Annotated in this window: 23 protein-coding genes and 1 pseudogene; 9 read left to right on the top strand and 15 right to left on the bottom strand. The window is 73.3% G+C overall.

All coding sequences use genetic code 11. From position 1 onward, the window contains the following. Positions 1-38 precede the first annotated feature (38 nt). The 5 genes and pseudogenes from ACEZDE_RS20975 to ACEZDE_RS20955 form a co-directional block, all read right to left on the bottom strand. Positions 39-1,202, bottom strand: coding sequence for a metallophosphoesterase family protein (locus ACEZDE_RS20975; protein WP_380538026.1), 1,164 nt, complete (start codon positions 1,200-1,202; stop codon positions 39-41). Between the two features lie 227 nt (positions 1,203-1,429). Further along, positions 1,430-1,972 (bottom strand): Chromate resistance protein ChrB, encoded by a 543-nt coding sequence (locus ACEZDE_RS20970; RefSeq protein ID WP_380538024.1) that lies wholly within the window; start codon positions 1,970-1,972, stop codon positions 1,430-1,432. Positions 1,973-2,038: 66 nt separating this feature from the next. After that, a complete protein-coding gene (locus ACEZDE_RS20965; protein ID WP_380538022.1) occupies positions 2,039-2,803 on the bottom strand; it encodes a succinate dehydrogenase/fumarate reductase iron-sulfur subunit in 765 nt (254 codons plus the stop codon). Continuing rightward, positions 2,800-4,786 (bottom strand): annotated as a pseudogene (locus ACEZDE_RS20960) (fumarate reductase/succinate dehydrogenase flavoprotein subunit). Before ACEZDE_RS20960 ends, ACEZDE_RS20965 begins: the two are co-directional and overlap by 4 nt. Beyond that, a complete protein-coding gene (locus tag ACEZDE_RS20955) occupies positions 4,786-5,484 on the bottom strand; it encodes a succinate dehydrogenase cytochrome b subunit (protein WP_380538020.1) in 699 nt (232 codons plus the stop codon). Before ACEZDE_RS20955 ends, ACEZDE_RS20960 begins: the two are co-directional and overlap by 1 nt. Before the next feature lie 92 nt (positions 5,485-5,576). Here ACEZDE_RS20955 and ACEZDE_RS20950 point away from each other — a divergent pair, with 92 nt between their 5' ends. From ACEZDE_RS20950 to ACEZDE_RS20940, 3 genes are all read left to right on the top strand, one after another. Beyond that, positions 5,577-6,503, top strand: coding sequence for a LysR family transcriptional regulator (locus ACEZDE_RS20950; RefSeq protein ID WP_380538018.1), 927 nt, complete (start codon positions 5,577-5,579; stop codon positions 6,501-6,503). Between the two features lie 111 nt (positions 6,504-6,614). Further along, complete coding sequence (locus tag ACEZDE_RS20945; RefSeq protein WP_380538016.1) at positions 6,615-6,839, top strand: hypothetical protein; 225 nt, start codon at positions 6,615-6,617, stop codon at positions 6,837-6,839. Between the two features lie 35 nt (positions 6,840-6,874). Beyond that, positions 6,875-7,387 (top strand): hypothetical protein, encoded by a 513-nt coding sequence (locus tag ACEZDE_RS20940; protein WP_380538014.1) that lies wholly within the window; start codon positions 6,875-6,877, stop codon positions 7,385-7,387. A 21-nt stretch (positions 7,388-7,408) separates the two neighbouring features. Here the strand turns inward: ACEZDE_RS20940 and ACEZDE_RS20935 are convergent, their stop codons facing one another. Further along, on the bottom strand, positions 7,409-7,972 hold the full coding sequence (locus ACEZDE_RS20935) for a dihydrofolate reductase family protein (protein ID WP_380538012.1): 564 nt from the start codon (positions 7,970-7,972) through the stop codon (positions 7,409-7,411). A gap of 232 nt (positions 7,973-8,204) precedes the next feature. Between ACEZDE_RS20935 and ACEZDE_RS20930 the strand changes: the two genes are divergently transcribed. Together ACEZDE_RS20930 and ACEZDE_RS20925 are read left to right on the top strand one after the other, a co-directional pair. Next, the gene (locus ACEZDE_RS20930) at positions 8,205-9,695 is read left to right on the top strand and encodes an alpha/beta hydrolase (RefSeq protein ID WP_380538010.1); all 1,491 of its coding nucleotides are present in this window, start codon (positions 8,205-8,207) and stop codon (positions 9,693-9,695) included. Between the two features lie 40 nt (positions 9,696-9,735). After that, the gene (locus tag ACEZDE_RS20925; protein ID WP_380538008.1) at positions 9,736-10,905 is read left to right on the top strand and encodes an alpha/beta hydrolase; all 1,170 of its coding nucleotides are present in this window, start codon (positions 9,736-9,738) and stop codon (positions 10,903-10,905) included. A 35-nt stretch (positions 10,906-10,940) separates the two neighbouring features. Here the strand turns inward: ACEZDE_RS20925 and ACEZDE_RS20920 are convergent, their stop codons facing one another. Genes ACEZDE_RS20920 through ACEZDE_RS20905 form a run of 4 tightly spaced genes read right to left on the bottom strand, consistent with a single transcriptional unit; the run spans position 10,941 to position 12,705 of the window. Further along, a complete protein-coding gene (locus tag ACEZDE_RS20920) occupies positions 10,941-11,534 on the bottom strand; it encodes a hypothetical protein (protein WP_380538006.1) in 594 nt (197 codons plus the stop codon). 6 nt (positions 11,535-11,540) lie between these two features. Further along, entirely contained in the window at positions 11,541-12,152 is a 612-nt protein-coding gene (locus ACEZDE_RS20915) for a DUF6286 domain-containing protein (RefSeq protein WP_380538004.1), read from the bottom strand. After that, positions 12,149-12,526, bottom strand: coding sequence for a hypothetical protein (locus ACEZDE_RS20910; RefSeq protein WP_380538002.1), 378 nt, complete (start codon positions 12,524-12,526; stop codon positions 12,149-12,151). Before ACEZDE_RS20910 ends, ACEZDE_RS20915 begins: the two co-directional genes overlap by 4 nt. Beyond that, positions 12,523-12,705, bottom strand: a complete 183-nt coding sequence (locus tag ACEZDE_RS20905) for a hypothetical protein (RefSeq protein ID WP_380538071.1) — start codon at positions 12,703-12,705, stop codon at positions 12,523-12,525. Before ACEZDE_RS20905 ends, ACEZDE_RS20910 begins: the two co-directional genes overlap by 4 nt. 190 nt (positions 12,706-12,895) lie before the next feature. Between ACEZDE_RS20905 and ACEZDE_RS20900 the strand changes: the two genes are divergently transcribed. From ACEZDE_RS20900 to ACEZDE_RS20885, 4 genes are all read left to right on the top strand, one after another. Further along, a complete protein-coding gene (locus ACEZDE_RS20900) occupies positions 12,896-13,378 on the top strand; it encodes an Asp23/Gls24 family envelope stress response protein (protein ID WP_380538000.1) in 483 nt (160 codons plus the stop codon). Between the two features lie 64 nt (positions 13,379-13,442). After that, positions 13,443-14,042 carry an RNA polymerase sigma factor gene (locus ACEZDE_RS20895; RefSeq protein ID WP_380537998.1) on the top strand — a complete coding sequence of 200 codons (600 nt, stop codon included), beginning with the start codon at positions 13,443-13,445 and terminating at the stop codon, positions 14,040-14,042. Next, complete coding sequence (locus tag ACEZDE_RS20890) at positions 14,033-14,677, top strand: hypothetical protein (protein WP_380537996.1); 645 nt, start codon at positions 14,033-14,035, stop codon at positions 14,675-14,677. The genes ACEZDE_RS20895 and ACEZDE_RS20890 overlap by 10 nt, the downstream gene beginning before the upstream one ends. Beyond that, the gene (locus ACEZDE_RS20885) at positions 14,674-14,982 is read left to right on the top strand and encodes a hypothetical protein (RefSeq protein WP_380537994.1); all 309 of its coding nucleotides are present in this window, start codon (positions 14,674-14,676) and stop codon (positions 14,980-14,982) included. The genes ACEZDE_RS20890 and ACEZDE_RS20885 overlap by 4 nt, the downstream gene beginning before the upstream one ends. A 22-nt stretch (positions 14,983-15,004) precedes the next feature. Here ACEZDE_RS20885 and ACEZDE_RS20880 read toward each other — a convergent pair whose 3' ends face one another. The 5 genes from ACEZDE_RS20880 to ACEZDE_RS20860 all read right to left on the bottom strand — a co-directional run bounded on the left by ACEZDE_RS20880 (position 15,005) and on the right by ACEZDE_RS20860 (position 23,065). Then, a complete protein-coding gene (locus ACEZDE_RS20880; protein WP_380538063.1) occupies positions 15,005-15,673 on the bottom strand; it encodes a DUF5825 family protein in 669 nt (222 codons plus the stop codon). Positions 15,674-15,711: 38 nt separating this feature from the next. After that, complete coding sequence (locus tag ACEZDE_RS20875) at positions 15,712-17,634, bottom strand: RiPP maturation radical SAM C-methyltransferase (RefSeq protein ID WP_380537992.1); 1,923 nt, start codon at positions 17,632-17,634, stop codon at positions 15,712-15,714. Positions 17,635-17,957: 323 nt separating this feature from the next. Continuing rightward, positions 17,958-19,847: a prolyl oligopeptidase family serine peptidase gene (locus ACEZDE_RS20870; RefSeq protein ID WP_380537990.1), complete on the bottom strand. Its 1,890-nt coding sequence runs from the start codon at positions 19,845-19,847 to the stop codon at positions 17,958-17,960. Then, positions 19,844-21,163, bottom strand: coding sequence for an MFS transporter (locus ACEZDE_RS20865; protein WP_380537988.1), 1,320 nt, complete (start codon positions 21,161-21,163; stop codon positions 19,844-19,846). Before ACEZDE_RS20865 ends, ACEZDE_RS20870 begins: the two co-directional genes overlap by 4 nt. A gap of 126 nt (positions 21,164-21,289) precedes the next feature. Further along, complete coding sequence (locus ACEZDE_RS20860; RefSeq protein WP_380537986.1) at positions 21,290-23,065, bottom strand: hypothetical protein; 1,776 nt, start codon at positions 23,063-23,065, stop codon at positions 21,290-21,292. Positions 23,066-23,122: the final 57 nt, after the last annotated feature.

Raw genomic sequence — 23,122 nt, 5'->3', positions numbered from 1 at the left:
CGGGGACGGGACCGGTGTGCCGGAAGAGTGACGCGGCGTCACTTGCAGCTGCCGCTGCCGGAGTCGCTGTACTGCAGCGCCGTGGCGTCGAAGCCGGGGCCGGGCTGGACCGGCTTGTAGTTCCAGCTGTAGCCGTTGGACTTGAGGGTCAGGTCCATCACGCCGAAGGCGCTGGCCTGGGCGGTGACCACGTTGGGGTTGGCGTAGGCCCCCTCGGTCCCGGCGAGGGTGTCGAGGGCCTCGCCGCCGGAGCCGATGATGAACTCCGGGATGCCGTGGGCCCGGTCGTACTGGCCGGCCGGGTTCATCGGGCGCAGCCGGGCGTAGGCGTGCTCGTGCCCGTTGAGGACCAGCGTGGCGCGGTGCTTGTAGAGGAGCGTCCACCAGGCGTCGGCCGCCGCGCCCTCGATGCCGCCGGCGCCCGGCGCGGAGGCGGCCACCGTCGCGGTGGAGGCGGTGGTGGCGCTGAAGGTCGGCTGGTGCCAGTAGGCGATGGTGCACGGACGCTTGTTCTCGGCCAGGTCCTGGGCGAGCCACTGGGTCTCCTGGCTGAGCAGGCCGCCGTCCGTGGTGGAGCAGTCGTGGCCGAACGCGTCGGAGTCGCACTCGGCGTTGAGCGAGACGATGTGCCAGTTGCCGAGGTCGTAGGAGTACCAGCCCTGGTTCCCTGCCGTGTCATCACCGGCCTGGCCCTGGGCGTTCGGTGTGCCGGCCTGGTCGTGGCCGTTGAAGTAGCCGAAGTAGCCGACGCCGTTCTGCCCGGCCTCGTTGTCGCCCTTCTTGGCGTAGGGGTAGTACTCGTGGTTGCCCGGCGCGGGGCGTTCCAGCATCTTCAGGCCGCCCCAGGCCTGCTCGAAGGACTGCTCGAAGTCGGTCAGCTTGCCGACCTGGTACTGCTCGTCGCCCAGCAGCGCCACGGCGTCCGGGTGCATGTCCGTGGCCTGCTTCGCGGTGGCGAACTCGGCGCCCATGCCGCCCAGGGTGGGGCCGCCGCACTTGAGCGCCGCCGGGTTGGCGGCGTTGTCGTCGTCGTCCGGTTCGCAGGCGATGTCGCCGACGGCGGCCAGGGTGTACGACTTCGCGCTGTGCTGGGCGTAGGGCCAGTCGTTGCTGCTGTGGTGCACATCGGCGGCTGCGGTGCCGGTGACGGCGAGGACGGCCAGGCCGACGGCTGCGGCGGAGATCTTGGTGGCGCGTTTCATGCCCATTGCCCTTCTGCGGAGCGAGCGGTCAACGCACGCTATTCCGCAGATCTAACAGTTGACACAAACACTTCCTAACGGCTGAGTGAACTCCGTCTAGGGGCTGCTGGGTGTGTCCTCGGGCCGGGCACGGACCGCCCACCGTGCCGCAGAGGACCTAACACCGAGGTAACAGAGGCCTGCTGACGGCATGCCGGTGCCGCGGGCCCCGCACCGGGTCCCGCGGGTCAGCGACCCTCCGCCTCCTCGGCGTAGACCCGGGCGGCGTACCCGTCCAGGGCCTGTTCGCAGCCGGCCAGCGCGGCCGTCGCCGCGGCCCTGCCCGGCGCCGCCAGCACGTCCCGCTGCTCCACCTTGGCGAACCAGCTCCGCAGCTTCACCAGGTCCTCGTCGTGCTGCTCCAGCTCGGCGTAGCCGAAGTGCCCGGCCCGGTCTTGCTGCTCGATCTGCCCGAGGAACTCCTGGCAGCGCTCGACGATCTCCTGGTACTCGTCGTCGCGGGCGGTGTTGAAGGCCTGTTCGGCCTCCGCGCCGCCCGCCAGCACCTCGGAGCCCAACAGCAGCGCGCTGCCGCCCATCTCCAGGATCTCGTTGCGCAGGAGTCGGAACGCGCGCTCCGCGCCCGGACTCCGCGGCAGGGCCGCCGCCGAGTTCTGCAGGTAGATCGCGCCCAGGCCCTTGATCCTGCGCCACACCCCGGCCCGCAACCGGGTCGGCTCGGCCGGGACCTTGTAGACCAGGACCAGCCAGCGCACCCCGGAACCGTCCACCTGCACCCCTCCACACCCCGGCCCTGCGACCCTACGTGATCAGACTAGTCGCCGACGATCGGCGGGTCAGCCGCGGCGCGGCGGCGACAGCTTCCTCAGGGCGGCCCGCAGGAACTCGCGGTTCATGGTGGCGATGCTGGTCAGCGGGATGCCCTTGGGGCAGGCCGTGGCGCAGGCGCCGGTGTTGGTGCAGCCGCCGAAGCCCTCGGCGTCCATCGCGGCGACCATGTCCAGCACCCGGCTCTCCCGCTCCGGCGCGCCCTGCGGAAGGGTGTTCAGGTGGGTGACCTTGGCGCTGGTGAACAGCATCGCCGAGCCGTTGGGGCAGGCGGCCACGCACGCACCGCAGCCGATGCACTCGGCGTTCTCGAACGCCAGCTCGGCGTCCGGCTTGGGGACGGGCGTCGCGTGCGCCTCCGGGGCGGAGCCGGTCGGCGCGGTGATGTAGCCGCCGGCCTGGATCACCCGGTCGAACGCGGAACGGTCCACCACCAGGTCCTTCACCACCGGGAAGGCCGAGGCCCGCCAGGGCTCGATCTCGATGGTCTGCCCGTCGGCGAAGTGCCGCATGTGGAGCTGGCAGGCGGTGGTGGCGCGCTCCGGCCCGTGCGGGCGGCCGTTGATGACCAGGGAGCACATCCCGCAGATGCCCTCGCGGCAGTCGTGGTCGAAGGCGACCGGCTCCTCGCCGCGCCGGATCAGGTCCTCGTTGAGGACGTCGAGCATCTCCAGGAAGGACATCTCCGGCGAGACGCCCTCGACCCGGTAGCCGACCAGGCCGCCCGGGGCGTCGGCGTCGCGCTGGCGCCAGATCCGCAGGGTGAGGTTCATGTGTAGCTCCGCTGGGTGGGGTGGACGTACGCGAAGACGAGTTCTTCCCGGTGCAGGACGGGGGCCGCGCCGCTGCCGGTGAACTCCCAGGCGGCGGCGTAGCAGAACGCCTCGTCCTTGCGGGCGGCCTCGCCGTCGGGGGTCTGCGACTCGACCCGGAAGTGGCCGCCGCAGGACTCGGTGCGGTGCAGTGCGTCCAGGCAGAGCAGTTCGGCGAGTTCCAGGTAGTCGGCCACCCGGGTTGGCCTGCTCCAGCGTCTGGTTGAGCTGCTCGCCGCTGCCGGGCACCCTGACCCGGCGCCAGAACTCCGCGCGGATCTCCGGGATCCGGGCCAGCGCCTTGCGCAGGCCCTCCTCGCTGCGGGCCATCCCGCAGTGCTCCCAGAGCAGTTCGCCGACCTCCCGGTGGAAGGAGTCGGGGCTGCGGTCGCCGTCGTTCGCCAGCAGCCGCCGCAGCCGCTCGGCGGTCTCCGCGACGGCGGACACCGCCTCCGGGTGGTCCTCGGCCACCGGGGCCAGGTCCGGGTGGCGGGCGAGGTAGTCGTTGAGGGAGGCGGGCAGCACGAAGTAGCCGTCGGCGAGGCCCTGCATCAGCGCGGAGGCGCCCAGCCGGTTGGCGCCGTGGTCGGAGAAGTTCGCCTCACCGATCGCGAACAGGCCGGGGACCGTGGTCTGCAGGTCGTAGTCGACCCACAGGCCGCCCATGGTGTAGTGGATCGCCGGGTAGATCCGCATCGGGACCCGGTACGGGTCCTCGCCGCTGATCCGCCGGTACATCTCGAACAGGTTGCCGTACTTCTCCGAGACCGCCTCCCGGCCCAACCGCGCGATGGCATCGGCGAAGTCGAGGTAGACGCCGAGCCCGCCGGGGCCGACGCCGCGGCCCTCGTCGCAGACGTTCTTGGCGGCCCGGGAGGCGACGTCGCGGGGCACCAGGTTGCCGAAGGACGGGTAGCCGCGTTCCAGGTAGTAGTCCCGCTCGTGCTCCGGGATCAGGTCCGGGGCGCGGGTGTCGCCCTTGGTCTTCGGCACCCAGATCCGGCCGTCGTTCCGCAGCGACTCGCTCATCAGGGTGAGCTTCGACTGGTGCTCGCCGGAACGCGGGACGCAGGTCGGGTGGATCTGGGTGAAGCAGGGGTTGGCGAAGTACGCGCCGCGCCGGTGCGCCCGCCAGACGGCCGTCGCGTTGGAGTTCTTCGCGTTGGTGGAGAGGTAGAAGACGTTGCCGTAGCCGCCGGTGGCGAGGACCACGGCGTCGCCGAAGTAGCTGGACACCGCGCCGGTGACCAGGTCGCGGGCGACGATGCCGCGGGCGCGGCCGTCGACCACGATCAGGTCGAGCATCTCGGTGCGGGCGTGCATCTCGACGTTGCCCGCGGCGATCTGCCGGGAGAGCGCCTGGTAGGCGCCGAGCAGCAGTTGCTGCCCGGTCTGGCCGCGCGCGTAGAAGGTGCGCTGGACCTGGACGCCGCCGAAGGAGCGGGTGTCGAGCAGTCCGCCGTACTCCCGGGCGAAGGGCACGCCCTGGGCCACGCACTGGTCGATGATCTGCACCGAGATCTCGGCCAGCCGGTGCACATTGGACTCGCGGGCGCGGAAGTCGCCGCCCTTGACCGTGTCGTAGAACAGCCGGTGGACGCTGTCGCCGTCGTTGCGGTAGTTCTTCGCCGCGTTGATGCCGCCCTGGGCGGCGATGGAGTGAGCGCGCCGTGGGGAGTCCTGGTAGCAGAACTGGACCACGCGGTAGCCCTGTTCGGCCAGCGTGGCGCCGGCCGAGCCGCCGGCCAGGCCGGTGCCGACCACGATCACGGTGTGCTTGCGGCGGTTGGCCGGGTTGACCAGCTTGGCCTCGAACCGGCGGGTGCTCCAGCGGTCCGCGATCGGGCCGCCGGGGGCCGCGGTGTCGCTGACGGGGGCGCCGACGGTGTAGTCGGCGTAGGCGGCGGGGGCAGTGTGATCGGCGGGGGCGGTGTGATCGGTCATCAGTGCACGGCTCCGGTCATGACGGCGACGGGTACGGCGGTGAAGCCCGCGAAGAGGACGAGCCCCAGCAGCCAGCTGACGGTCCGGAGGACCGGGCCGCTGCGGGGGCCGTTGGCGCCGAGGGTCTGGGCCGCGCTCCACATCCCGTGCCGGATGTGCAGGCCGAGCGCCGCCATCGCCACGATGTAGATCACGTCGGCCCACCAGTTCTGGAAGTCGGCAACGATGTTCTGGTACGGGTGCCCGGCCTCGCCCCGCGGGTTCAGCGTCCCGGTGGTCAGGTCGAGGATGTGCCAGACCAGGAACAGCAGCAGGATCACGCCGCCCCAGCGCATGGTGCGGGTCGCGAAGGACCCGCCGGTCGGCCGGGCGTAGCCGCGGTCGCGCGCCCTGAGGTCGCGGCGGCTGAGCTGGTACGCGCAGACCGCGTGCAGCACCGCGCACCCGGCGAGCACCGTGCGCTGGGCCCACAGGTACCAGGTCCGGTGCAGCACCGGCTCGCCGATGGTGCGCAGCCAGGCCGCGTAGGCGTTGAAGTCCGGGGCGCCGAAGAAGATCTTCAGATTGCCGAGCATGTGGACGATGAGGAAAAGGAGCATGATCACGCCGGTCACCGCCATCACGGCCTTCTTGCCGATGGTGGAGGACCAGAGCGTCCGGGTCGTGGACGGCCGGGCCGTCCGAGTCGCTACTGCCACGCGGACGACGTTAGGTTCGCCGAATCGATAGGTCAAAGACATGAAGTTGCTCGTTTCGATAGCCAATGCCTATCAACTGGTATCGTCGGCCTATGCAGCTCCAGCAGCTCAGCTACTTCCTGGCGGTCGCGGAGACCTGCCACTTCACCCGGGCCGCCGAGCGGGTGCACGTCGCCCAGCCCTCGCTCTCCCAGCAGATCCGGGCGCTGGAGCGCGAGTTGGGCGCCGACCTGTTCCACCGCGCCCGCGGCAACATCACCCTCACCGACGCCGGCCAGGCGCTGCTCCCGCTGGCCCGGCGGATCCTCGCCGACGCCGAGTCCGCGCGGATCGAGGTGCGGGAGGTGGCGGGCCTGCGCCGCGGGCGGGTCCGCCTCGGCGCGACCCCGAGCCTGTGCACCGGTCTGCTCCCGCAGGTCCTGCGGGCCTACCACCGCGAGCACCCGGGCATCAGCCTGCGGATCGAGGAGGGCGGCTCCCGCGACCTGGTGCGCGAGCTCGCCACCGGGAGCCTCGACCTGGCGCTGCTCATCCTGCCGCTGCAGAACCACGACCCGGCCCTGGCCACCACCGAGCTGCTGAGCGAGGAGCTGGTGGTGGTCTCCGCGGCGCACGCCGCCCCGCCGACCGCCGAACCGTGGATCGAGGTGCAGGACCTGCGCGACCAGCCGCTGGTGATGTTCCGGCACGGCTACGACCTGCGCGAGTCCACCATCGCGGCCTGCCGCGCCGAGGGCTTCGAACCGGACTTCGCCGTGGAGGGCGGCGAGATGGACGCCGTCCTGGCCATGGTCGAGGCGGGGCTCGGCATCGCCGTGGTGCCCAGCATGGTCGCCGAGCGGCGTCTGCTGCGGGTCACCCCGTTCGCCCCGCCCGGCCTGCGCCGCACCATCGGCCTCGCCCACCGCAAGGACGTCGAGCCGCCCCGGGCCGCGCGCGAGCTGCGGCGGGTGCTCCTGGCGTACCTGGCGGAGGCGGCCCGGGACGGACGACTGTCGCGCGGCGCCTCACCGCGCTGAGCCGGGCGCAAAGTGCCTACGCCTACTGCCGGTTGGCGCCGTCATGCGCTTCTATATGTCATGCATCGGATCCATGCGCCCATGGATCCGCACCGGTCGAGAGGGAGAACCATGGACAGGAACACCATGCGCGCCGCCGCGGCAGCCGCCGTACTGGTCGCCGGGCTCGCCGCCGCCGCACCGGCCCAGGCCGCCACCAGCAGCAGCAGCAGTCGGATCACCTCGCTGTCGCAGCTCCACGCCCACCTGGCCACGGCCGTCGCCGCCGAGAGCGTCGCCGCCGTCGGCACTGGCCCGATCACCGGATTCGTCAACGCCGCCACGTCCACCGACTGAACCGACCGCAGAACCAGGGGCCGGAGGCGAGCACCGTGGAGAACCCGCAGAACAGCACCGAGGACCGGTCAGCGCACCCGGCCCCGGTCACCTGGTGTCCGAGCGGCACGCCGGACCGCCCGGAGTCCGTCGTGCTCGGGGTCAGGTCCGGCCCGGAAGGGCAGGTCGTCTACCTGGAGACGCCGGTACCGGCCGCCGAGGTGCTCGGCGCCGTACCCGAGGGCATCGCGCCCACCCGGGTGCTGCGCTTCGCCTCGCACTGCGTACCGGAGTGCGCCAACCGGGTCGGCACGGACTGCGGCCTGATCGAGCGCATCCGGACGGTGCCCTCCGGGCCCACCGCCTCTGCCACCGCCTCCGTGCCGCGGTGCCACCTCCGGCCGCACTGCACCTGGTGGCACCAGGCGGGTGTGGAGGCCTGCCACCGCTGCCCCGCCGTCACCACCCTGAACTCCCCCGACGACGAACTGACCACCCTGGTCGCGGACCCGGCGACCACCCCCGAGCAGCTGCGGGAGTGGATCACCGCCGACACCCCGACCGACTGACCACCGGCCGCACCGGACGCCTCAGCGCGCCACCCGGTAGTGGAGGGAGACGACGTTCGAACCGAAGGTGCGGGTCTCGACGAGTTCGAGACCGACCTGCTGTTCGCGCCGGGGGAAGAAGGGGACTCCGCCGCCGACCAGCACCGGGTGGACCAGGGCCCGGTACTCGTCGATCAGGCCCAGCGCAGCCGCCTCGGCGGCGAGGGTCGCGCCGCCGATCGCGATGGCCCCCTCCCCCGGCTCGGCCCGCAGCCGCGCGATCTCCTCCGCCAGCCCGGCGGTGGACAGGCGGGCGTTGCCCCGCACCGCCGACAGCGTGCGGGAGAAGACGACCTTGGGCAGCGGCTTCCACAGCGCGGTCCAGGTGAGCATCGCGTCGTCGAGCGAGGGATCCTGGTCGGCGGTCTCCCAGGGCAGCATCGTCTCGTACAGCCGACGCCCCATCAGGTGGACGCCGACCTCCCGGATCTCGTCGGTGACGAAGCGGAAGACCTCGTCGTCGGGCGCCGCCCAGTCGAAGCGCCCGTCCGGTCCGATGATGTAGCCGTCGAGTGAGACACCCATCGAATAGGTCACGCTGTGCATCGGAACTCCTCCTCGGTGACTGGGGTCGACAGTACGACCGCCGGACAGCGCGGAACTCATCGCGACGCGCGGAACGGGAACCAGCCCCCACACTTCCTCGACCGCCCTGATGTGCGGGTTCGGGCAGGCCGGTGCACTTCCGGGCCAGGCTGGCCGGTCGGCGCGGCCGGCTGCTGTGCGACCCGCGGCTGGACGGCGTCCCGGTCTTCCTGGACAGCGGCAGCGGAAGGTGGTGGAGATACCGCGCGGCGGCCGGGCGCTGGAAGCCACCCTGGCAGCGCGGGGCGCCGTCGACAACGGCGTCGAGCGGGTGACGCTGCGCTACCGGCCACCCGGCGGCATGCCACTGCCGCTGGGCCTGAACAGCTACGACGCAGCCACCCTCGGCGACTGGCTCGCCGCCCCCGCGACCGACCGCCCGGCCCGGACCACCGCCGACGGGTCACCGCCCGCTGAGACCGGTGAGACCCCTGTTCGGGTGTCTGCGGTGGCAGCGGTCCGGGAACTGAGTGACGATCAGGTCTGGCGTTCCCGCGCCGGGGATGCCGTACGTCGACAGGTGGGTCGGAGTTGTGGAATGTCCGATGAAGTGATGCCGTCCGTTCCGTCCGAGGGCCGCCGTGGTCGCCGGCTGAGCGGGGGCTGGCGGGTGACGGCGTGGGTTTCGGCGGCCGTGTGCACGGCCGGGCTGGTCGCGGCGGCGGTGCCGGTGATGCGGCACTACGAGATCCCGCCGTTCTCCCAGAAGGGCGATCCGGTCAGCTACGGCACGGTGCCGCTGGTGGCGGCCACCGCCCCGACGGGGCTCGGCCCGGACCACAGCGGCGACGGGCGGATCGCGACGGTGCCTGCCGGGACCCTGCTGCCGACCGGCCCGCGGGCGCCGTTCAAGGTCGCGCACACGCTGGACGACGGCACCCACATCGGCGTGGTGACCCTGCACGGGAAGCAGTCCGGCTACACCGGCAAGGTCTGGGTCTGGGCGCCGAAGGCGTACGACGACCCCAAGTACGCCAACAGCGGCTTCCCGGTGATGATCGCGCTGCCCGGCGGTCCCGGCTACCAGGACAACTACTGGATGGACCCGAGCCTGAAGCTGGAGGAGTCCATCACCAAGTGGTACCAGCAGGGCAAGAGCAAGCCCTTCCTGCTGGCCATGCCGGTGCTCAACCCGGGCCCCGACGACAAGGGCATCTACTGGGACGGCAGCGACATCCCCGGCCAGCCGAAGATGGGCACCTGGCTGACCCAGGACGTCCCGGCCCTGATGCGGGCGAACTTCCGCACCCTCAGGTCCCGTGACGGCTGGGCCTACATGGGCTCCTCCAGCGGCGGCTTCGCCGGTCTGAAGGCCGTGCTGAAGTACCCGGACCGGTTCAAGGCCGCACTGATCTCCGGCCCGGACATCGTCCCCGACTCGCCACTCTGGGCGGGCCACGCCGCGCAGGAGCGGGAGAACAACCCGCAGGTCCTGGCCCAGCAGCTGATCACCCGCAAGGGCCCGGACGTCTACCTCGGCTTCCAGGTCGGGACCCGGGAGAACCGGTCGACCATCGCGGACATCCAGAAGTTCATCGCGACCTACGGCAAGGGCCCGGTCCACACCCAGCTGAACCTGATCCAGGGCGGTCAGCACAACGCCTACACCTACGTCCCGGCGATGGGCACCGGACCGATCCAGTGGATCAGCTCCCACCTGGCCGGCCCCACCCCCTCGCCCTGACGCCGCTCCAGGGTCTCTCCAGCCGTGGGAAGGAAGCCCGATGGGTCTGACCAGCCGAAAGCTGGAACTGCTGGTCGCGCTGTGTGCGGTGGCGGCCTTCGCCGGGACGATGTGGCTGTGGCCGCGGCTGAGCGGGCGCGGCTGGCGGGCCCTGTCCGGGCGGGCCGTCGCCCTGCTCGCGGGCCAGGCGCTGGCGCTGGGCGCGATCGGCCTGGCGGCGAACAACTGGGGCGGCTTCTACAGCTCCTGGGGCGACCTGCTGGGCACCGACCAGGGCGGCGCGGCGGTGTTCACCCCGCACGCCAACACCGGCGGGACGCCGCAGCCCTCGGCGGACGCCGGCAGCTCGGTGCAGGTGCTGGGCAGCAAGCCGGTGCCGCTGATGCTGCCCGGCGCGGCCGGGCGCTCACCGGGCGGGACGGTGCAGCAGGTGCGCGTCCACGGCGGCGGCACCGGGCTGACCGAGTCGGCCTACGTCTACCTGCCGCCGCAGTACTTCCAGGCCGCCCATGCCCGGAAGAGGTTCCCGGTGGTGCTGGTGTTCACCGGCTACCCCGGCACCGCGCAGAACCTGATCACCCGGATGAAGTACCCCACGGTCGCCGCCCAGGCCATCGTCAAGGGCGCGATGCAGCCCACGGTGCTGGTACTGATGCGCCCCTCGGTGGCGATGCCCCGGGACACCGAGTGCCAGGACGTGCCCGACGGCCCGCAGGCGGAGACCTTCTTCAACGTGGACCTGCACCGGGCGATGGCCGCGCACTACCGGGTCGCCGACACCGGCCGCGGCTGGGGGGTGATCGGGGACTCCACCGGCGGCTACTGCGCGCTGAAGCTCGCCATGCGCAACCCGGGGGCGTTCAGCGCGGCGGCCTCGCTGTCCGGCTACTACGCCGCGGCCTCCGACAGCACCACCGGCGACCTGTTCGGCGGCAGCGAGCGGCTGCGCAACGAGAACAACCTGATGTGGCGGCTGAAGAACCTGCCGCCGCCGCGGATCTCGGTCCTGCTCGCCAGCAGCCGCGAGGGCGAGGCCGACTACAAGGCCACCATGGCGTTCATCGCCGCCGCCAAGCCGCCGATGGACGTCGCCTCGCTGATCCTGGCCAGCGGCGGCCACAACTTCGACACTTGGAACCGGGAGACCCCCACCGCCCTGCCGTGGACCGCCGGCCAGCTGACCGCCCCGGCAGACGCCCCGGCCGGCTGACCGGGGCCGGTCCGGGGGCCGCCGGTAACGGCGGGTCAGTCCACCGGGGGCCGCCCCGCGCGACCGCGGCTGTCGGCCCGGCTGCTGTGCAGGGTCACGTCCAGGCGCAGGCCGGGCGCCTCGGCCGCGGTGCGGGCGTGGGCGAGGACGGTGCCGTGCAGGGCGGTCAGCACCTTCTCCGGCTCGGCGGTCCGCTCCAGGGCGAGATCCAGTCGCAGGGTCGTGCCGGAGCGCTTGGCGCGCAGCGCCGCGCGGGCCGCCGTGACGCCGTCGATCCGCTCTGCTTCGAGCTGTGCGGCGCGCGACAGGGCGGAGCCGTGCAGCCGGGTGGTCGCGACCCGGAGCCGACGGGTGCGGTAGCGGCTGAACTGGGCCGCCAGCCAGAGCAGGGCGAGCGCCGCGGCGCCCGCGCACACGCCGCGCAGCAGCGCGGTGTTCCGGGCGAAGGAGTGCCAGCGGTCCAGGGCCGTGGTCCCCAGCAGCGGGTCTCCGGGGTGGCGGATGCCCAGGAGGGCGGGGACGCCCCAGCGGTGGGCCAGGTCCAGTCGACCGCTGAGCACGCCGAGGCCCACCGCGAGCAGCAGCAGGGCGGCCAGCAGGAGCAACAGCCGGTTGAGGAACGTGCGCACCTGCGGTCAGCTCCTCTCGGCGACGGGCAGCGTGGCGGCGGGCAGGGTGGGGCGGCAGACCAGGCGCGGGGGCCGGGTCAGGGTGAGCCCGGCCAGGGCGGCCGAAGCGACCCGCTCGATCTCGTCGTGCAGGAGCTCGGGTTCGCCGTAGCGTGCCCGGGAGCGGACCCGGACCCGGCGGCGGCCCACCGTGACGGACACCCGTCCGGTCCCGGGGACCCGCTGGATCCGGTCCTGCAGCAAGGCCGCCACCAGGGCGCGGTCGACCCGGGCCCGGACCGCCCGGTCCGGGGTCGCCATGGCCAGTCGGCGGCGCTGACCCGGTGTCAGCGCCGTGACCACGAGCGCGAGGGCGACGACCACGGCGAGGACGGCGACGGCGGTGATCCACGGGTTGTCGACCGGATGGCCGGTGAGCGCCCGGTAGAGGGTGCCGCGCCAGCGTGCCGTGGTCCGGTCGTGCCTGGTCAGCGACTCGGCCAGGAGGGCCGCTGCGGCGGCCAGGCCGACCAGCGCGACCAGGGTGGCCGGGATGCGCCGCGCCGACCAGCGGCGGGGGGTGCGCGCGTCCGGGCGGGGCGCGTCCGGCGCGGGCGCGTCCGGGGTGGGCTCGTTCATGGCTGCTCCTGCGTCAGTTGCGGCAGCAGTTGGTCGACTTCGACGGTCACCCGGGGGTCCGCGACCGGGGTCAGCGCCTGGAGCCGGGCGCGCACGTACTGTGCCACCTGGGTGGAGGTCTTCCCGATCGGGACGGGATAGGGCAGCGCCAGCCGCAGCTGGATGCCGTGCCGACGGCCGCGGGTGGTCAGCCGGGCCCGGGGCCGGTGCGCGTCCGCGGGCTGGGACAGGCCGACGCTGTCCAGGGCCTCGACGCAGGCGTGCTCCGACAGCCGGGTGAGCACGCGCGGTGCGATGGAGAGCGCACCGCGCTCGCGGGCGGCCGGCAGAGCCGGTGTCGGGGCGGGCGGCAGCGGGCCGCGGGGCGGTTTCATCGCCGCGGGTTCCGGCCGCGCAGGAACTCGGTCAGGTCCAGGTCGCCGTCGCACAGCCGACCGACGATGAATCCCAGCGCGCCGAGCGCCGCGACCAGCAGAAATGCTCCGAAGCCACCGAAGTATCCGGCGAAGCCCAGAGCCATTCCGGCCATGAGGCCGATGGTGGAGTTGTACACGTGGCTTCCTCTCTCTCGGCGTTCCCTACCCCCTTGGACACGCGTCGGCGGCGACCCTCACGTTCCCCGGCCGTGAAATGTGCGGCGGAATTTTTTTCGCGGAATCCGCGTGAGGATGCGCCCGGCACCGGGTCCAAGTCCATGTACGGGCCGCAGCACACGGCCTCACGGCAGCAACTGGAGGTTCCCGATGTCCAGCGTTTCCAGTACAGCAACCGCTCCGGCCCCGGACGCGGCCAAGTCCGCGCCCACTCCCCCGCCCGCAGAGCTGGCGCCGGTCGCCGAGCGGGGCCGCACCTCGATCGCGGACCCGGTGGTCAGCAAGATCGCTGGAATGGCCGCACGGGAGGTCCCGGGTGTCTACGCGTTCGGCGGCAGCCTCAGCCGTACGCTGGGTGCGGTGCGCGACCGGGTCCCCGGCAGCCGCACCAATCTGACCCGTGGCGTGAAGGTCGAGGTGGGCGAGCGGCAGAGCGCCATCGACCTCGACCTGGTGGTCGAGTACGGCTTCGCCATCGCCGAGGTCGCCGCCGACGTCCGCGCGGACGTGGTGGCCGCGGTCGAGCGGATGACCGGCCTCCAGGTGGTCGAGGTGAACATCAGCGTGGTCGACGTCCATCTGCCCGGCGACGACGGTGACGAGCAGCAGGAGTCGGAAGGGCGTGTCCAGTAGCGCAGCGGGCACGTATCCAGCGGATCGGTGAGGGGTGGACCAGTCGACACGGACGGGCAGGCGGATGGTGCGAGCCGGAGAGCAAGTCTCGGGGCCCCCACGGCCTCCGTCCACCGCCGCCGGTCGCACGGGCGACGCGCTGCTCGCCGCACGCGCGGCCGAGGGCGACGACGCGGCCTTCGAGACCCTGGTCCGCAACCACAGCGGTGCTCTGCTGCACCTGGCCCAGCGGATGCTGGGGGACCAGGTGGAGGCCGAGGACGCGGTCCAGGAGTGCTTCCTCACCGCCTGGCGCCGGCTCCCGGACTTCCGCGGCCAGGCGGCCTTCGGGACCTGGATGTACCGCATCGTCACCAACCGCTGCCTGAACATCCTGCGCGCCCGCAGGCCGACGCAGCCGCTGGACTCCGTCCCCGAGCCGCAGGCCGCGGAGTACCGCTCCTCCCCCGCCCGGGTCGCCGAGGCGTCGGCCACCGTCCAGGCGCTGGGGACCGCGCTCGGCACGCTGACGCCCGATCAGCGTGCCTGCTGGATCCTGCGGGAGCTGCACCACCTGTCCTACGAGGAGATCGCCGAGGTGGTCGGCATCGGCGAACCGGCCGTACGCGGCAGAATCTTCCGAGCCCGCCGCAGCCTGATGGAGGCGATGGACGCATGGCGCTAGGACCACAGCCGCCGCCCGGCGGCGCACCGGACCACCCCGACCGGCTCGACTGCGGAGCCGACCTGTTCCAGCTCTGGGAGAGCGGGCGACCGCAGCCGGGGCACGAGCAGTGCCCCGACTGCCGCGCCGAACGCGAGCGGCTGCACCAGTTCGACGCCCTGGTGCGCGCCGCCGCCGCTCAGCCCGCGCCGGACGCCGAGCGGCTGACGGCCAAGGTGATGGACATCGTGCGCACCGAGATCCGGCCCGGACGGCTGGTGCCGCTCGGCGAGCCGGTCGGCAACGACTGGATCACCGAGGCCGCCGCCGCCCGAGTGCTGCGCGCCGCCGCCGGGCGGCTGCGCGGCGTCGTCTGCGGCAGTTGCCGGATCCGCTCCGCCGCGCCGGACGCCGACGACTCGCTGCGCCGCGCCCTGGACCCGCTCCCGCGCGGGCCGCTGCGGGTGAGCGTGGAGGTCGCGGTCGCTGCGAGCTGGACCGTCCCCGGCGTGTCGGCCGCGCTGCGGGAGCGTCTGTTCGCGGTGGCGGGAACGGAGTTGGGAATCCAGGTCACCCTGGTCGACGTGCGGGTGGTCGACCTGCTGGAAGAGACCGAGCTGCCGGAGGCCGTGGAGGAAGGGGGCGAGCAGACATGAGCCGAGCACCTCTGCGCCCGACGCCGGCCGCCGTCGCCGAGGCCGCGCAGGCCGTCCCCGGGGTCGCCTATCTGAGCCCGAATCTGCGCCAGCGGGTACGGCTGGCCCTCCCGCAGGCATCGGACCAGGTCGCCGGAGTGCGGCTGGAGCCCGGCGAGCAGCGGGTGGAGATCCTGCTCGCCGTCCGCGCGGGCTACCGCGCCGCGACCGTGGCCGAACAGGTCCACGAGCAGGTGTGGGGCGTCCTGCGCGGGGTGTCGGCCAACGGGTGGACGGTGACCGTGACGGTGACGGCGATCGTCTGAGGCACGATCGGCTGAAGCGCGGTCAGATCACCATCGCCGCCTGGGTCCAGCGGCGGACCCGGTAGGGCAGCAGCCAGACCTGGTCGCCGACCTGGCCGACCAGGTCCTCCCCGGCCAGGTCGGCGAGGATCGGGGCGGGCACCGCCGAGGCCGGGGCGCCCAGGCTGAGCCGGTCGACGGCCTGGTGGTACTCGGGCTCCTCCACGGTGAAGCGGCGCAGCTCGCCGTAGCGGCGGTCGCGGATCTGCAGGAAGCCGGGGCCCCGGCGCCACAGGCACTTGCCCAGGTAGTGCCCGGCCCGCCAGGCCGCCAGATCCCCGGCGGGGTCGGCGGAGCCGAGCAGCACCGACGGGGGCTGGAGGTGGCCGAGCGACCGGCTGGAGGAGGTGTCCGGTCCGAGCCGCAGCCGCCAGTCGACGTAGACCGCCAGCGCCGTCAGGTCCCGCACCAGGCACAGCGCCTGGACGGTGCGGGCCGCCCGCGCGGTGTCGGTCAGATCCTGGACGCCGGGGAGTTCGACCCGGCGCGCGCCGAGGTCCCAGAGCCGCTGGGCGGCCTCGGCAGTGGGGCCGGTCAGCTCGATCCGGCCCAGGGACATGCCGTCCAGCTCACGGGCCTCCGGGTCGTAGTCGCGCCAGGCGGTGACGGTCAGTACGGGCGCGGGCGCGGTGGTGGGCGCGGGGGTGGTCATGGTGGTCACGGTCGGGTTCTCCTCGGTCGCGGGCGGGGTCAGACCAGGGCTGCCGGGAGGGCTTCGGGTGCGTGGACGTGGCGCATGAAGTCCAGTCGCAGCAGGTCCTCGTTGAGGGCCTGCGGGACCACGTGCACGTACTGGCCGCCGTCGGTGAAGACCAGGCCCTGGTCCAGCCAGCGGCGCAGGATCCGCAGCACGGCCGCCTCGTCCACGGCCGCCGCGTCCACCGCCGCGACGCCGGGCAGCCGTTGGGCGACCTTGCGGGCCAGCGCGGCGGGCGCGTGCGGCTGCTCCAGCAGGCGGAAGGCGGCCAGCTCGACCGGATCGCACAGCTCCAGGGTGGCCCAGGAGAACGCCCGGCGGCGGTTCACCAGGACGATCCGGTCGCCGAGGTCGTTCTGGGTCAGCCGGCTGGTGGCGTAGGACTTCTTCCAGCTGCGGAGGCCGTCGTTGAGCAGCTTGACGGTGTCCTCGCCGATGCCGCGCGGCGGCACCTCGAACACATAGGCGAGGTCGAGCATCTCGTCCTCGGGCAGGTCGTAGGTGAGCCGGTAGGACTCGGCCGGACGCAGTTCGGAGAACCCGAGCTCGGGCCGGTTGAAGTACGGGCTGAACCGCTCGATGGCGATCCGGGCCGACAGGTCGACCGGCGGCTCCAGGTGTTCCAGGGCCGGGAACTGGGCGATCACCGGCTCGTAGTCGCTGTCCTGCTCCCCGGGGAAGCCGTGCAGGTAGTTCCAGGCCACGGAGAGGCCGGTGGCCTGGCCGTCGCGCAGCATCCGGACGTTCTGGCAGCCGCTGACGCCCTTGTCCATCAGGTCCAGGACGCGGCTGTTGAGGCTCTCGATCCCGGGCTGGACGTAGATCAGCCCGGCGTCGGCCAGCACCTGGAGCTGGTTCAGCCGCATGTTGGCCTTGATCTCGATGTGCATCCGCAGGTCGTAGCCGCTGTCCACGATCCGGGGCAGCAGCGTGGTGAGGTAGCCCATGTCGAGGATGTTGTCGACCACGTACATGTCCAGCACCCGGTGCCGCCGCGCCAGCGCCATGATCTCGTCGTGGAACACCTCCGGGCTCTTGCTCCGGAACTGCATGAACGAGCCGTTGAGGCCGCAGAAGGTGCAGTGGTGCTTCTCCCCCCACCAGCAGCCCCTGGCCCCCTCCACCACCAGTTTGGGCTCGACCCAGGAGCGCGCCTCGGAGGCGGCGAGCCGCTCGAAGTAGCCGCTGTAGTCGGGGGCGAGGATCGAGGCGGGCGGCAGCGGGCTGGTGCTCATCGCGTTGGCGACCGAGCGGCCCTCCTCGCGTCGGCACAGTCCGGTCACCGCGGACAGGTCGGAGCCGTCCTGGAGCGCGGTGAGCAGCTGCGGGAAGGCCGCTTCGCCCTCGCCGCGCAGCACGAAGTCGAGGAAGGGGAAGTTGCGGTGCATCGACTCGCCCTGCGCCCCGTCGCAGTTGGCCCCGCCGATGGCGGTGACGATGTGCGGGGCGAGCCGCTTGACGTACTTGGCGGCGGCGAGCGCGGCGGTGTTCTGCTGGAAGGTGGAGGTGAAGCCGACCACGTCGGGTTCCAGGGCGACGATCTGCTCGGCGATCCGCTGGACGAACTCCGGGGCGCTCCGGTGCAGGTCCAGGGTCATCGCCAGGCGCTTGGCGCTGAGCTGGCCCTTCATCGCCTCGGTGAACTCGTCCACCCGCCAGGCCGGGTCGTCGTAGAGGGCGGAGGAGAAGACCCAGTCGCCGCAGCCCAGGAAGTAGGAGGAGAGCGCGAAGTACTCGTAGTCGCCGGGGCTGAACCCGGTCCGGCCGGTGATCCAGTCGACGTACTCCAGATTGGCGTGCAGCACCTCGGCCCGCGCGCCCGGGGTCTTCTCGTCGACGGACCGCTTGAGGATGCCGAGGGCCAGGGACGGCAGGTCGATCGGCGACCAGGGCATGTTGACCAGGAGTACGCGCACGGCTTCTTCTCTCAGGTTGCGGGTCTCAGGGTTACCGGGCTGGGTTTACCGGGCTGGGGTTGCGGTTCTCGGGTGCGGGGCCCGGAGCACGGGTCTCGGGTGCGGGGCCCGGAGCACGGGTCTCGGGTGCGGGAGCCCCGGAGCGCGGCGGCGGCTTGCGGTCGTCCCGGTCGTGGGGGACCGGGCCGACCGGCGCTGTCAGTCCTCCTCCGGCTCCTCGACGGAGCGGAAGGGGATTGTGATCTTGATCCCGATCCCCGGCTTGCGGTTCTCCTCGTCGCCTTCCAGCGGGTCGTTGTTGATGACGTCCTTCTGCATGGTGGTCACCTCCTCCCCCGGTCTCGTTGCCCGGAGCGGCCGGTGCTCCGGACGCTCCCCCCGTCCCCGCCCGGAGGCGGAGCGGGAAGCAGGTGGGTCCCGGTGCGGCGGGACAGCAGGGTCCGCCCCAGGAAGGTGACCGCCCGGCGCAGCACCTCCACGTGCTCGCCGCCGTCGTGGCCGTCGTGGCCGGTGTCCAACCAGTGGGCCAGGTGCGGCACGGCGTGCGCGCGCAGGGCGGCGAGATACGCCTCGACCTGCGCCGGAGGGCACTTGACGTCCCGTCGGGCGGCCACCAGCAGCAGCGGGGCGCGCACCGCGGCGGCGTAGCTGGACGGCGAGGAGCGGGCGTAGCGCTCGGGCACCTCGGCCGGGGTTCCGCCGAAGAGTTCGGCGTCCAGCGCCCGCAGCGCGGCCGTGCCGTCCGCGAAGGCCATCGCGCAGTCCGCGATCGGCTTCACCGCCACCCCGGCCTGCCACAGTCCGGGCCGGCTGCCGAGGGCCAGCAGCACCAGGTAGGCGCCCCAGGACACCCCCCACAGGCCGACCGCGTCGGGCCGGGCCAGCCCGCGGTCCAGCAGGTCCGCGCGGACCCGGGCCAGGTCGGCCACCTGGGTCAGGCCGACCCCCTCCCCGAAGGCCCGGCACCAGCGCGGCCCGTAGCCGGTGGAGCCGCGGTAGTTGACCCGGGCGACGGCGAAGCCGGAGGCGACCAGGGAGTGCACGGCGGGGTCGTAGGCGTCCCGGTCGTGGTCGGCCGGGCCGCCGTGGACCAGGAACACCAGCGGCGGCGGCGGGCCTTCCGGGTCGGGGTGGGTGACCAGGGTGTGCACCGGGCCGTCGGGGCCCGGGGTCCACAGGTCGAGGGTGCGGCCGGGGACGCCGGGGTCGTCCGCCGCCGGGAACGACCCGGGGAGCGGGGCGCCGAGCAGGGAGACCGCCCGGGGCGGGGTGACCGCGTCGGTCCAGAGGTAGTGCAGGTCCCCGTCGGCGCGGGGGGCGGCGTCCAGCACCGTGCCCGCGGGGACGGCGACGGGCGTCCGGCTGCGCCGGTCGAGGTCGACCCGGAGCAGCCGGCTGCGCCCGTGGCGGTCCTGACGGACCAGCACCTGGCGTCCCCCGGGGTACCAGTGGGCGGTGATCTCGCTGTCGAAGGCGCACCAGCGGTGCGGTTCCAGGCCGCGGGACCGGGTCCAGGAGGCGAGATGGTAGGTCTCCCCGGAGTCGGATTCGGCCACCAGGAGCAGTTCGGGTTCGCGGTCCGGGGTCTCCGAGGTCTCCGGGGTCTCCGGCGCGGCGGGGGCGAAGCCGAGGGCCCAGATCCGTCCCTCCCGGCCGGACAGGGTGGCGAGCTGACGGCCCGTCGAGGTCAGCACGGTGACCGCCCGCTCGCTCGCCGCGCCGCGGCCGAGCACCAGCAGGCCGCCGTCCGGGGAGAGGTCGATCAGCGTCGCCCGGTCGTCGGTGCGCAGCAGCGCGGCGCCGGGTCCGCCGCGGCGTCCGAGCGTGACGGTGAGCGCCTGCCCGTCGCTGAGTCCCATCGCCACGGTGCCGACGGCGCTCATCGCCAGGCCGCGGTGCCGTCCCGGGGCCACCCCGGTCAGCGCGGGGGTGTCGGGACCGCCGCCGAACGGCTGCACCTGCCAGCGGCCGGTCCCGCCGAGGTCCTCGTCGAACCACCAGACCGCGCCGTCGGCGTCCACGGCGCAGTGCAGCGTGCCGTGCGGACGGTCCGTCACCTGGCGTGCGGTGGACGTCCTGCCGTCCCAGGTGAAGACCTCGCAGCGGCCGTCGGCGTCGCCGGTGAAGACCATCAGGTGCGGGGCCGACGGCGAGGGCAGCGGCAGCACCGGGCGGTAGACCTGGTAGCCGAGGCCGGGCGCTGGACTGCTCATCGCTGCTCCCCGGGCTCCGCCGCCGCCATGACCGGGGCGGTGGCACAGTCATGTCCGATGGCGGGGCCGGGGCCGGTCGGGGTGGTGTTCCAGCGGGCGGTGCCGGTCGTGGTGCGCAGCGCCAGCAGGGTCAGCAGCACCGCGCAGGTCAGCCCCACCCCGGTGCTGCCGGTCCGGTCGGCCAGCAGGCCGACCCCCGCCGGGACCACGGCCGCGACGACCGCGGAGGCGGTGCCGAGCACCGTGCCGACCCGGGCCTGCAGACCGGGCTCGGTGACCAGCACCGCGCGGGCCTGCAGCATCACCGCCACCGAGGGGACCATCAGCGAGACCGCGCCGAGCAGCAGTCCGAACGCCCAGGCCCTGGTGGTGAAGGCGAGCGCGGCGGCCACCGGCACGATCGCCCAGGAGGCCGCCACCACGATGTGGGCCGCCGGGATCCGGCGGGCCAGCCGCGGGGCGGCCAGTGCCCCGAGCAGTCCGGCGGCGCCGGACACCGCCAGGACCGTGCCGGTCGCCCCGCTGCCGTGGCCGTGGTGCTGACCGGCGAGGGTGAACACCGCGAGGTAGTAGAGGGCGGAGAGCATCGCGTTGACGCCGACGGTCCACCACAGCAGGAACCGCAGGAACGGGTTGCCGCGGACGAACCGCAGCCCGGCGCCCAGCTCACTGGCCAGGGACGGCGCGTCCTGCGCCGACTCCCCGGGCTCCCCCGGCTCCTCGGCGTCCGCCGGCTCACGGAGCGTCAGTTCCGCGCGGATGGAGCGCACACACAGCGCGGTGACCAGGTAGGACCCGGCGTCGGCCAGGAACGGCAGCCAGCGCGCGAGTTGGAACAGGACCCCGGCCAACGCGGGTCCCAGCACCGTCGCGCCCTGCTCCCCCGCCTGGAGCCGGGCCACCGCGCGCGGGTACTCGGCCGGGGCGGTGAGCGCGGCGACGGTGCCGCCCGCGGCCGCCGCGTAGCAGGAGGTGGCGATCCGTTCCACCAGCACCACCGCGGCCAGCTGCGGGACGGTCGGGTGGCCGAGGGCCACCGCGAGGCAGAACGATCCCATTGCGCAGCCCGCGGCGACCGCCGACCAGACCATCGTCGGCCTGCGCGAGGCCCGGTCCGCCAGCACCGCCGCCACCGGACCGGCGGCGAGGCCGCCCAGTCCGGCGACGGCCACGAACAGGCCGACCAGACCCGGCGAGTAGCCCGCGCTCAGCAGGAAGACCGGAAGGACCAGACCGGAGACCTGGCTGCCCAGCTCGTCGGAGGTCCCCGCGGTCCAGTAGAGCCAGAAGTCCCGTGCCGAACCCGCGCCGCGCATGAGACCTCCCCCTCGGCGTTCCAGGCAGATCGCTGTGCGAGGAAATCCGCACAACCGAGAACCGTAGGGATCGGAGCTGGAGCGGGACCTGTCGCGGCGCTGGAGCCGGACGTGTCCGAGGGACCGTCAGTTGCGGGTGAGGGTGCGGCTCGCCGCCGCGGCGATGGCGATGCCCAGGGTCCAGCCGAGGACCGTGAGCAGCACGGTGACCACGGCCGGAACGCCGTGGTACTGCCAGACGTCGGGCTGGCCGAAGTGGATCACCGGCACCAGGTGGTCGGCGGAGTACAGCACCGGGTTGAACACCGAGTGGTCGTCGGAGGCGACGTGGTCCGGCCGGACCCGGCTGAAGTAGACGCTGCTCGCGGTCAGCAGCGCGGCGGCCCAGCCGATCGCCCGCAGCGGCCGGTAGCCGTAGCCGACCAGGGCGTCGAGCACCCGGCCCGGCACCCGGCGCCACCACGGCAGTTTGGACCGGAGCGCCCGCTGCTTGGCCAGCAGCACCGTCCTGGCCTCGCCGTCCTCGCCGAGCGAGCGGTAGTAGGAGGCCAGTTGCTCGTAGGGCTGCGCCCGGTAGGCGCCGCTCCGGGTCTCGTCGTTCCGCCGCACCTGACGTCGCATCAGCGCCAGCCGGGCCGAGGCCTCCCGGTAGGCGGTGAAGCCGCCGTAGGTGAAGCCGTCCAGGTTCAGCCGGGACGGCCAGGAGGCGGCGTCCTCCTGGATGCCGCCCTCGGCGCAGGCCGTGTAGAGCGTCAGCAGGGCGTCCGGGCTGGACATCCCGGTCAGGTCGAGGTGGCTGGTGATCCGGGCGGCGGTGAGCCGGATCTCGCCGTCGGTGCGGAAGCCGCCGCCGAGCCGCAGGCTGCCCTCGACCAGGATGCGTTCGGCCTCCAGCGCGGGTTGGTCCGCCGACGGGGTCAGCCGGGCGCCGCGCAGGTCCAGGTCGTTGCCGAAGCGGGACCACGGCAGCCGCACCGTGCCGACGGCGGTGAAGGCGCGGCGGCTGCGGCCCCTGCTGTGGGTGCGGAAGGTGGCCTCACTGGCCACCAGCAGGTCGTCGGCGTGCAGCGCGACCCCGCCGAGGCCGTCCAGGCGGGCTCCGTTCAGCACCAGGGAGCTGCCGATGTGCGCGCCCGGCAGCCGCAGTTCGCCCTTGGCCCAGAGCCCCTGGGCCAGCAGGCTGCGGCCGATCCTGATGCCGCCGCCGTTGAAGGACTTGCCGTCGGCGGAGGTGTTGAACAGCCGCGCGTCGACCAGCGTCAGCTGGCCGCCGACCTGTGCGTTGATCAGGCAGAACGAGCCGGTGACCTGGGCCCGCGAGGCGAACAGGCCGCCCTCGATCCGGGCCCCGTCCCCGTGGACGGCGCTCAGGCCGCGGCCGGGACCGTCGGCCAGGCCGGTGATCACCGTGTCGCTCAGGTCCAACTGGCCCTTGACCACGGCTCCGTAGGCACTGATCCGGGTCAGCCGGGAGCCGCGCAGGTCGATCGCCCCGGTGGTGGCGCCGTCGAGGTCGATCCGGCCGTCGACCCGGCATCCGCGCAGGTGCAGCAGCGCGGAGACGAGGCCGTGGTCGATCCGCAGGTCCCCGCTGATCCGGGCGCCGACCAGCCGGACCGCCGCGACTGCCCCCGGCGCGGCCGGGCGGGCGCCGAGCAGCAGCGCGGCCAGCACCTCCCCGCGGACGGTGCGGTCGGCGGACCAGTGGGCGGCCTCGGCCGGATCGTCCCGGGCGGGGTCGCCGGTGCGCAGGTCGACCGGCTCCCCCAGCGGGAAGGCGTCCCAGATCCGCTGCTCGGTCCCGCTCAGCCGGCCGAGGCGGGTGGGAACGGCGGAGCCGTCATGAGAACTGCCGGAGCCGGCAGAGCCGTTGGGGGCGAGGGAAGGGCTCATGCCAGTCATGCCGATCATCCTGCCGTATCGCGGCCCCGCATCCGTGCTTCTTCGTCGGGAGCGTTG

The sequence above is a fragment of the Streptacidiphilus cavernicola genome (assembly GCF_042510955.1).
In the GTDB taxonomy this organism is placed as follows: Bacteria; Actinomycetota; Actinomycetes; order Streptomycetales; family Streptomycetaceae; genus Streptacidiphilus; species Streptacidiphilus cavernicola.
This window is presented reverse-complemented; position numbering and strand designations above follow the sequence as displayed.